This window comes from uncultured Helicobacter sp. (assembly GCF_949282165.1).
Taxonomy (GTDB): Bacteria; Campylobacterota; Campylobacteria; order Campylobacterales; family Helicobacteraceae; genus Helicobacter_F.
Window position 1 is genome coordinate 70,001 of record NZ_CASDOV010000005.1, and the last position, 9,379, is coordinate 79,379.

At 46.9% G+C, this 9,379-nt stretch carries 10 protein-coding genes and 1 pseudogene; all 11 read right to left on the reverse strand.

Going from position 1 to position 9,379, the window contains the following annotated elements; translation table 11 throughout:
- Position 1 precedes the first annotated feature (1 nt).
- Positions 2–802, reverse strand: coding sequence for an enoyl-ACP reductase (locus ACH2BK_RS04465; RefSeq protein ID WP_394997607.1), 801 nt, complete (start codon positions 800–802; stop codon positions 2–4).
- A 58-nt stretch (positions 803–860) separates the two neighbouring features.
- Positions 861–1,463 carry a methyltransferase family protein gene (locus ACH2BK_RS04470; RefSeq protein ID WP_394997548.1) on the reverse strand — a complete coding sequence of 201 codons (603 nt, stop codon included), beginning with the start codon at positions 1,461–1,463 and terminating at the stop codon, positions 861–863.
- An 11-nt stretch (positions 1,464–1,474) separates the two neighbouring features.
- Positions 1,475–2,341: a 4-hydroxy-tetrahydrodipicolinate synthase gene (gene dapA, locus ACH2BK_RS04475; protein ID WP_394997604.1), complete on the reverse strand. Its 867-nt coding sequence runs from the start codon at positions 2,339–2,341 to the stop codon at positions 1,475–1,477.
- A gap of 40 nt (positions 2,342–2,381) precedes the next feature.
- Complete coding sequence (locus tag ACH2BK_RS04480; protein ID WP_395002251.1) at positions 2,382–3,650, reverse strand: M16 family metallopeptidase; 1,269 nt, start codon at positions 3,648–3,650, stop codon at positions 2,382–2,384.
- 238 nt (positions 3,651–3,888) lie between these two features.
- Positions 3,889–4,932: pseudogene (locus ACH2BK_RS04485) on the reverse strand (quinone-dependent dihydroorotate dehydrogenase); the annotation flags it as partial.
- Positions 4,933–5,014: 82 nt separating this feature from the next.
- A complete protein-coding gene (pth, locus tag ACH2BK_RS04490) occupies positions 5,015–5,608 on the reverse strand; it encodes an aminoacyl-tRNA hydrolase (protein ID WP_394997544.1) in 594 nt (197 codons plus the stop codon).
- Positions 5,609–5,615: 7 nt separating this feature from the next.
- Positions 5,616–6,152 carry a 50S ribosomal protein L25/general stress protein Ctc gene (locus ACH2BK_RS04495; protein ID WP_394997542.1) on the reverse strand — a complete coding sequence of 179 codons (537 nt, stop codon included), beginning with the start codon at positions 6,150–6,152 and terminating at the stop codon, positions 5,616–5,618.
- A gap of 66 nt (positions 6,153–6,218) precedes the next feature.
- A complete protein-coding gene (locus ACH2BK_RS04500) occupies positions 6,219–6,488 on the reverse strand; it encodes a hypothetical protein (protein ID WP_394997541.1) in 270 nt (89 codons plus the stop codon).
- Positions 6,489–6,669: 181 nt separating this feature from the next.
- Positions 6,670–6,966 carry a hypothetical protein gene (locus ACH2BK_RS04505; protein WP_395002252.1) on the reverse strand — a complete coding sequence of 99 codons (297 nt, stop codon included), beginning with the start codon at positions 6,964–6,966 and terminating at the stop codon, positions 6,670–6,672.
- Between the two features lie 164 nt (positions 6,967–7,130).
- Positions 7,131–7,367, reverse strand: coding sequence for a hypothetical protein (locus tag ACH2BK_RS04510; RefSeq protein ID WP_395002253.1), 237 nt, complete (start codon positions 7,365–7,367; stop codon positions 7,131–7,133).
- Between the two features lie 170 nt (positions 7,368–7,537).
- The coding region (locus ACH2BK_RS04515; RefSeq protein ID WP_395002254.1) for a heavy metal translocating P-type ATPase at positions 7,538–9,379 on the reverse strand (1,842 nt) is incomplete at its 5' end.

Consider the following 9,379-nt stretch of genomic DNA (forward strand, 5'->3'; position numbering starts at 1 on the left):
CTTATTTAAAAGTCGTGCCGCCATCTATCACGATTGTTTGTCCTGTGAGCCACGCACTCTGCGTGCTATCACATAAAAAAAATGCCGCTCCTGCCAAGTCCTGTGGCGTCCCCATACGATTAAGCGGGGATTGCTCCTCGACTTTTGCTTTAACCTCTGCATAATCTGGAAATGCGCGCAAGGCGTCTGTGTCGATAGGACCTCCACTCACGGCATTGACGCGTATGCCCCACTCTCCTAGCTCTGCGGCGGCATATTTTACCATCGTTTCTACCGCATTTTTGGAGTTGCCATGCCCTGCGTAGTTTGGCATATACACGAGATTCCCCGTGGAGCTAAGCGAGACGATCGCCCCACCACCCACTTCTTTCATTCTCTTAGCAGCTTCCTGCGCGCCCACGACAAAGGCTAGGACGGTGGCAGTGTAGATGTTGTTTAGCCCCTTAGGACGCAAGCGCATAAATGGCGCAAAGCCTCCCGCCACGCTTTTGCCATAAATAATGGCATTGGATACAAAAAAATCCACGCGATCAAAATCATTGTCAATCTTACTAAAAAGCTCGGTGTATTGCTCTGGCTCTAGCACATTGAGTGGATAGAATCTCGCCTTGACTTTGTAGGTAGATTCTATATCTTGGGCGATTTTTTGTGCTTCTTCTTCATTTTTGTTGTAGGTAAAAGCCACATTCACGCCATTTTGTGCAAAGCGATACAAAATCGCCTTGCCTATGCCGCGCGTGGCACCGCTGATAACCAAAGTCTTGCCTTTCATAAAGTCCGTTGTGTTCTGCTCATTTGTCATCATATACCTCACTTATTGAAGTTCTAAAACCCTCTATTTTAGCAAACTTTTCTTTAAACTAATACATCGTGTAGAGATTTGGCAGCACCCCAAAGCTATGCAAAACCTCAATGGCTAAAATCGCTACCACGCCGACAAACCAATTCAGTGCGCGCCACAATTCTTTGTGAAAAAACTTAGGGCGCACTTCGATTTTCTCTGGACAATAAAAATGCGTAAAAGAGGGAAAAAATCGCGAGGTGCTTTGCAAAAACTGCTGGTATTTCTCGCCAAACTTTTGCCCCAAAAACTCCTCTTCGCCCAAAATCGTCATACGATAAATCCACAAAAAGAGTAATCCACCCACGAGCACGAGCACAAGCTGGGCTTTGAGTGCTAAAATACCAAGAAACCCGATAAAAGAAAAGAGATACAAAGGATTGCGGCATAAACTATACGCACCATAGTCTATGAAGCTATTGCCATCTGTGCCCGCGTTTTTCATACCGCCGATAAACATCGTGGCATACAATCGCCCAATCACACCCACGATAACCAATGCCACGCCCACGCCGCGTATGCAATTTGCCAAAAATTCATCATAAGGCGTATAGGAGACAAACAGCCACGCCACACACACCGCTCCTAGCACATACTGCAAAATAAAACGATTAATTCTCATTCACACACTCCTTAGCTTTGCACTTCGTAGTCTTGGAGGACTTGCTCAATTTTGGCTAGATTCTCCTTGCTTGGGGCTAGGAGTGGCAGCCTGTATTCTAGGCTTGGCAAAAGCCCGCTGATATACATCGCTGCTTTGATAGGGATAGGATTGCTCTCGCAAAAAAGCACCTTGTTGATATGATAGAGTTTGTTGTTTATCGCTTGGCTTTGTTTCATATCGCCATTTAGGGCTAGGTGCGTGAGCGAGGCGATTTCTTTTGGGAGGAGATTGCCTGTTACAGAGATTACACCCTTGCCGCCATTGGCTAAAATGGGATAATTAATCGCATCATCGCCGCTAAAAACCCCCATACTCGGCGTATTTGTCGCAAACTCAATGATACGCTCCATCGAGCCCGCTGCCTCTTTGATAGCAAAGATATTTGGCACATTCTCAAAAAGCCGTATAGCCGTGTGTGTCTCGATACTCACGCCCGTGCGTCCGGGGACATTATAGAGCATAAGCGGGATCTCTACAGAATCTGCCACGGCTTTGTAATGCTGATAAAGCCCCTCTTGGCTAGGCTTGTTGTAATACGGGCTCACGCACAAAATCGCATCGGCACCGCATTTTTGGGCAAATTGCGCAAGCTCGATGGCTTCTTGTGTCGCGTTACTCCCCGCTCCTGCGAGCACTTTGGTGCGGCTTCCCTTGCACACGCTCACTGCGACTTCTATACACTCCATATGCTCCTTGTGGCTTAGAGTGGCAGATTCTCCCGTCGTACCCACCGGCACGCACGCATCCATCCCGTAGTGAATCTGACGACGCAAAAGCTTCTCATAAGTCCCAAAATCGACTTTGCCACGATAAAAAGGTGTGATAAGCGCGCTCATAGCCCCACTGATTGTTGTTGTATTCTCCACGCTACTCCCCCTATTTGCGCAAAATCACGACACTAAGCTGCTTATTGTCAAAGTATTTTCGCGCCACCTGCGCGATTTTCTCGATACTAAGCTCATTAATCGCCTCTTCATACGCAAATAATGGGCTCAAATCCCCCCTAGCGAGATAATCCCCAAACACATACGCACTTGAGGAGGCATCTTCAAACCCATAGATAAAACTCGCCTTTGTGTTAATCTTTAGCTTTTGGAGCTCTTGGGGGCTTATCTGTCCTTTCTTAAGACGCTCCAAAATCGCATAAATCTCTTTTTCGATCGTTTGGGCTTTGACATTTGGGAGGGCTTGCGCCATAATGAAAAACACGCCATCATCTTTTAGCTCCATATTATAAGCCGATATGCTAGAGGCAAGGTGCTTTTTGTCGATGATTTCACTCTCAAACAAACTCGACCTCCCCCCACTTAGAATCTTGCTAATCGCGCTTAGTGCCACCTGATCTTTGTGCGCAAAATTTGGGATTTTATAGCCCATCGCGAGGTATTCTATCTCGCTATCTTTGTTGATGACTACGCGTCTTTGCTCGGTTTGCCTAGGCTCTTTAACCTGCACTTGCGGGATAGAATCTGTCTTATTAGCAATATCGCCAAAATACTTCTGTGCCGCGTCAAACACTGCTTTGGGCTCCACATCGCCCGTTATGAGCAAAATCGCATTTTGTGGCTGATAATACGCACTATGAAACGCCCTGATATCCTCTAGCTTCCACGCTCTGATATCCTCGCTAAAGCCAATGGGCGTCCAATGATAGGAATGCTGCGTAAAAGCGGTGTTAAAAAATGTAAAATACAAAAGCCCCATAGGGTTATTGTCCGTGCGCCACAGCCGCTCCTGCATTACCACATCTCGCTCGGGTTGGAATTCTGAATCTTTAAGGCTTAGATTCTCCATCACTTCGGCAAAGAGCTCTAGGCTCTTGTCGAGATTGCTATTGGTGGTTTTGATATAGTATTTTGTGTAATCAAAGCTTGTGAAGGCATTATCCACCCCGCCAAACTTCTTGACAATCTCATCAAACTCGCCGGCTTTGAGGTTTTTAGTGGATTTAAAATTGAGGTGCTCGAGCATATGCGCAATACCGCTTTTGCCCCGCACTTCGTTGCGACTGCCCACCTTATAGATCACATCGACTTCTATCACGCTGCTTTTGTTTGGCAGCGGCACCACGACGACTTGCAGCCCATTCTCTAGCCTTTGTTCATAATGCTTTGGTATCGCTCCCGCATAGCTTATCGCACTCATCAATCCTCCTAGCAACAAAATTTTTAGAATCTTCATCTTAGGCATTTGCCTCATTATCGCTTGCTTTTGTGCGTTTGGCGGGGGATTTTGGCTTTGGAGCATCTTTAGAATCTCTGCTTTGTCTAGTGCCCGCGACTTTGGTGCTTGTTTTAGTCTTAGGAGATTCTGTAGCTTTGGCTTTTTTAGATTCTGTATCTTTTGTGGGTTTTGAATCTCTTGTGCGGGAATTGGCAGTGTGGTTTGCGCCTATGGCTTCAGAGATATGGCTAAAGCCATCAGCCTGCATACGCGCCAAAATCCCCTCATTGATACGCTTAGGCAGTGAAGCACCCTCATACACAAGCCCGGTATAAACTTGCACGAGCGACGCCCCCATCTTGATACGCTCATACGCTTCATCAGCACTATCAATGCCACCAGAGGAAATCAGCAGCGTTTTGCCAAAAAATTCCTTGGCAATGCACGCAAACACTTCTCTTGAACGCTCTTTGAGCGCCTCCCCACTGATACCCCCCTCCTGCTTTGCGCCTTTTAGCAGGCTATAGTCAATGCTCGTGTTTGCCGCGATGATGCCGCTACAGCCCTGCCTAATGGCAGATTCTATAACCTCAAGCATATCATCGGTGTGCATATCTGGCGAGATTTTTACAAATATGGGCTTATTTGTGTGCCTGCGCGCCATTTTACAAAGCGAAGTGATGAAGGTTTTGTTTTGCAAATCGCGGAGTTTGGGGGTATTGGGACTAGAGACATTAAACACAAAATAATCCGCCAAATCGAGCAACTCTAGCAATGTGTTTTCATAATTTTGCAGTGAATCGCTTTGAGCGATAATCTTGTTTTTACCTATGTTTGCGCCGATGGGGAGGCAAAACGGATAGGCTCTCTTAAGCCTTTTGGCGATTTTGCTCACGCCATTATTATTAAAGCCCATCATATTTTGGAGGCTGCGCTCCTTTGGGAAGCGAAACAATCTCGGCTTTGGGTTGCCACTCTGTGGGGCTTGCGTGATCGTGCCCACCTCGATGAAGCCAAACCCAAGCGCGCTTAGCCCCCTTAGCATCGTGGCATTTTTATCAAACCCCGCACTTATCCCCACGGGATTGGGGAAATACACAGAATCTAGGGTATTTGCCAATCGCTCATCGCACTTGACAAACCGCCACGCTAGCAAATCCTGCACCAAAGGCAATGGCGCGACTTTGCGTAAGAAAAATTCCGCTACACTATGAGCTTTTTCCGCATCCAGCTTAAACAACACTTGCTTAAAATTCTCATACATTTTGGCTCCCTTTAAGCTTCATACAAACCCTGCATTGTATAAAAAATCCCTAAATAATACCTTTAAGCCCGCTCCTGCGCCCTCACACTTGCTTTGTGTTAAACGCATTTTGCAGCGCGCTAAGTGCAGGATTAGCGATAAAAAACTCCAACGCCCGCACGCCATAGCTACACATACGCTCCACCATCTCGCGCTCTTGTGCGCCAAACTCCCCGAGCACATACTCGATCACGCACTGCCCCTTTGGCTTATGCTCGCTCGCAGGCGGCTTGCCAATCCCACAGCGCATACGCAGATACTCACTACCCCACATTGAATCTATGGACTTTAGCCCATTGTGCCCGCCGCTTGAGCCACCCAGCTTGAAACGCATTGCGCCAAAAGAGAGATCCAAATCATCGTGGATAATAAGCATATGGCTTATTGTATGGTATTTGCAAAACGCTGCGACGCTTTGTCCGGAGAGATTCATAAAAGTCTGGGGTTTGAGACAAAATACAGAGGAGTGCGCACTACTAAAGCGCGCGCAGAGGGCTTGGGATTTTTTCTCGCTCTCCCAAGTGAGGTGGTGTGTGCGCACAAAGCTATCAAGGATCATAAATCCGATATTATGCCTTGTAAGCGCGTATCGCTCGCCGGGATTCCCAAGCCCGACGATGAGGAGGCTCTCCTGCATAGCGGGATTATTTGGCTTTTATCACACCCACCACGGCGACATCTTGATTATTAAGCACTTTCACGCCACTAATCTCGGGCAAATCACGCACAAGGATAGAATCCCCCACATCCAAATCGCTCACATCAAGCTCATAGGCATTTGGCAGATTTTCAGGCGTGCATTTTACGCTAATGCGCTTTGTGGAGATGAATAGCACGCCTTTGTTTTTCAGTCCTTTAGCGTTGCCCTTTGGCTTGACTGGAACTTTAAACTTACTCACCACGCCTTTTTGGGCTAGGAGCAAATCCACGTGCGTGAGGACACTGGTAACGGGATCTTTTTGGTATTCTTGCACCACGACATCATAGCTCTTGCCACCGATGCTCACTTGAAAAATCAAGTTTTGCTTAGCCCTAACTTCTTTGATAAAGTCATTGAGCTTAAACGCGCAGTGGATATTCTCCTGCCCCTTTCCATAAATGTTGGCAATTAGATAACCATCGTTTCGCAAAGCCTTCGCCGCTGCTTTAGAAATACTCTCTCTAATGATACCTTCTAACATTGTGCAATCCTTTGTAAAAATTTAAAGCCCGGCATTGTAGCAAAAAATGCTTAAATTCAGTTGTGTTTAATCAATCTCATGATGGATAGCGTCCATAGAATAATGCGGCTGCAAGGCGTTATTTGGCTGAAAATTGAAGTTTCTGCTAAGGAATATGGAAGTCGTCCAAGTGTAGCAATTAATAGGTCCAAACCCATGGAAGTCAATCTCTATCAATCCATGCTCGCGCAGCACTCGCGCACAGCCTCTGTGCCAATCGGCATTATCCAAAATAATCATCGCGCCTTCTTGTGCTTGGGAGTTGAGTATCTCTACGGCCACCTTTGTGCAAGCCATACGAGTGTTCTCTCCATTGATATCGCCACCATCGACGATGATACAATCAAACTTTTTGTCTAAGAGAAGGGCAAAGCGCGCGTAGTCTTGGTGTGGATCGCCATTGAGAGCGGTTTTGAGATAAAGGGTTTGGTTAGGAGCTTGCTGGGATTGTATGGTTTTAAACCACTGCTCATCGCTCTCAATGGTTGTGATATGCGCTACGCGCTTGCTCCAATAAAGGGATGATTGCCCCCCCCCCGAACTCCAAAATTTCCTTTTCAGAAAAGTTTAAGTTACTCAAATATTCAATACAAGGATATGTGTACCACGGTAGTGGCTCTCCGTGCTTGCCGACACATTTCCACTCACGCATACTTTGGAGTTGGTTATACTCGCGTGTGAGTGTTTTATAGTTGCGCTGCGCCCATCTGTATGGGTAGTAGTAGCGGTTAAGCAAAGGTGTTGGGATAGCCTTTTTTATCAGTTGTTTTAGCATACAAGCTCCTTATATAAAAATTGACTTTCAAGTATAAAGTGATTTTGATAAAAGACTACTAAAGATGTGTTGTGTGGGCTAGAATCTAGTGTATCAGATTGTAGGTTGTGTGTTAAATCATCGCTTTAGATTCTGTATTTGCGCGTGTTTTAGAATCTACATAGCTAGATTTTGTGCTTTAAAATCTCGTGGATTGTTTGTTTAAAATCTCCGTAATTTTTCACAATCCCTGTGTTAGATTCTGCAAATACCTTAGATTCTGAATCTATCAAGTTGGATTCTGTGAGTGTTTCAGAATCTGAAAGGCTAGATTCTGAATTTTCTTTACATTCCGCGCTTAGCTTGCCCTCTTGGCGTGGCGTGGATTCTGTGGGCTCACCACTGCAAACAAAAATAGTCATGTGCAGGTGTGGGTTGGTGCTATCGCAACAAACGCGGTGGTGCTTGTGGAGTTGGCGGGTGCGGGGGTGGGAGCTCTGTTTTGGGCAGTAGTGGCTGCCCCAAACTCGCCAAATCTCTGCAATGATTACCCAAGGAGCCATTTCCCCCGCACAAAAAACTAACGCAAAACCTAAGATACCCTACTGCACCGCATCGCATTTGCAAGTGCGAGCAGTGCCACGCCCACATCGCCAAAGATTGCTTCCCAAATACTCGCTAGCCCAAAAAGCCCTAACACGATAAACACGCCCTTTATCCACAAAGCTAGAGCGATATTTTGGTAGATGATAGTCTTTGTCTTTTTGGCGATTTGTATCGTGCTAAGCAGGGTTTTGAGGGAATTATTTGTGATAATCACATCAGCACTTTGCGCGCTTATACCACTCCCGCTACCCATCGCCACGCCCACATCAGCAAGCGCAAGTGTAGGGGCGTCATTGATACCATCGCCCACAAACGCCACTTTAGAGCTAGCTTGCGCCTTTATCTCGCTAAAAATTCGCGCCTTATCTTGAGGCAAAAGTGAGTGATGATACTCACAGCCGAGCTTTTGTGCCACCATCCTGCAAGGGTATTCCCCATCGCCACTAAGTATGAGAGAATCCACGCCCAGATCGCGCAAGCTCTCCACAACCTCGGGGGCTTGCGCTTTAAGCGCATCGGCGATGAGGATATAGCCTAGATACTGCCTATCGCGTGCGATATGCACCACGCTCCCTTGCACATAGCAGGTATTATGCGCGATGCCAAAGGTATGGAGGATTTTGTCATTGCCCGCAAGTATCTCGTGGTTATCACACACAGCGCGCACGCCCAAGCCCGATAGCTCCTCGTATTCACTGATAGCGTGTGTGTGGGCTAGATTCTGATAGGCTTGTCGTATGGATTTGGCTATGGGGTGGTTAGAGAGATTTTGCGCACACAGCGCATAGAAGAGCACCTCATCTTTGCTAAAGCCCTCACTTGGGCACACATCCACTACTTCAAACGCGCCCTTTGTCAGCGTCCCCGTCTTGTCAAAGGCTATGGTAGAGAGCTTGCTTAGGGCTTCTAGGTAGTTTGAGCCCTTTATGAGTGCGCCGCGTTTGGCTGCTGCGGCTAATCCCCCAAAGTAGCCAATAGGCACAGAGACTACAAGCGCGCACGGGCAGCTCACCATAAGCACCACAAGCGCGCGATACACCCATTCCTCAAAACTTTGGGCAAAGACTAGGGGCGGGATAAGCGCGAGAGCTAGGGCAAAGGCAAAGACTATGGGCGTGTAGTAGCGCGCAAAGGTGGTGATGAAGTTTTCGGTAGGGGATTTTTGCAGGGTGGCAGAGGCTATCAAATCAGCGATTTGGGCGATTTGGCTTTTGGCAAAGGGGCGCAGGACTTGGAGCTTTATGGCTTTATTTAGCGCGATAGAGCCGCTTAGGATTTCCTCGCCCTTTTTGCATTCCACAGGGAGGGACTCGCCGCTGATAGCTGCGGTGTCAAAGCTCGCATTCTCCTCTAATAGCACGCTATCACAGGGCAGCATTTCGCCAGCATACAAGACTATGATGTCGCCCTGTGCTAAGTCTTTGGGATTGATGTCTGTTATTGTGGCTTGGCTTGTTTTTGTGCTTTTTAACTCTTGCGCTGTGGGGCTAGATTCTGTAATTATTTGTGAATCTCTCGGGCTAGATTCTGTAAATGCCTTAGATTCTGTGGGGTTAAATTCTGAATCTAGTCCTAAAACTTTGAATCTAGAATCTAGACTTTTTCTAGATTCTGAATCTGTGTGAGATTCTGTAAATTTTTCTGAATCTGCTTTAGATTCTATGTTTCCTAGAATCTCCACCTTAGATTCCCTATTCCTTAGAGTCGTGTTCTCACGAATATTTCTTTGTTTCTCTATATCGCTTGTTTTATGCGAGAGGGGGTGAGGGGCTTGAATTGCGAAGTCGCTCCCGATTTGGGTGGGCGGGTAGAAACTCTCAACCTCTCC

Excerpts from the sequence above, each read along its gene's own strand:
- ACH2BK_RS04465 (WP_394997607.1), bottom strand. The coding sequence starts at position 802 with ATGACAAATGAGCAGAACACAACGGACTTTATGAAAGGCAAGACTTTG.
- ACH2BK_RS04470 (WP_394997548.1), bottom strand. The coding sequence starts at position 1,463 with ATGAGAATTAATCGTTTTATTTTGCAGTATGTGCTAGGAGCGGTGTGT.
- dapA (WP_394997604.1), bottom strand. The coding sequence starts at position 2,341 with ATGAGCGCGCTTATCACACCTTTTTATCGTGGCAAAGTCGATTTTGGG.
- ACH2BK_RS04480 (WP_395002251.1), bottom strand. The coding sequence starts at position 3,650 with ATGAGTGCGATAAGCTATGCGGGAGCGATACCAAAGCATTATGAACAA.
- pth (WP_394997544.1), bottom strand. The coding sequence starts at position 5,608 with ATGCAGGAGAGCCTCCTCATCGTCGGGCTTGGGAATCCCGGCGAGCGA.
- ACH2BK_RS04495 (WP_394997542.1), bottom strand. The coding sequence starts at position 6,152 with ATGTTAGAAGGTATCATTAGAGAGAGTATTTCTAAAGCAGCGGCGAAG.
- ACH2BK_RS04500 (WP_394997541.1), bottom strand. The coding sequence starts at position 6,488 with ATGGCTTGCACAAAGGTGGCCGTAGAGATACTCAACTCCCAAGCACAA.
- ACH2BK_RS04505 (WP_395002252.1), bottom strand. The coding sequence starts at position 6,966 with ATGCTAAAACAACTGATAAAAAAGGCTATCCCAACACCTTTGCTTAAC.
- ACH2BK_RS04510 (WP_395002253.1), bottom strand. The coding sequence starts at position 7,367 with ATGACTATTTTTGTTTGCAGTGGTGAGCCCACAGAATCCACGCCACGC.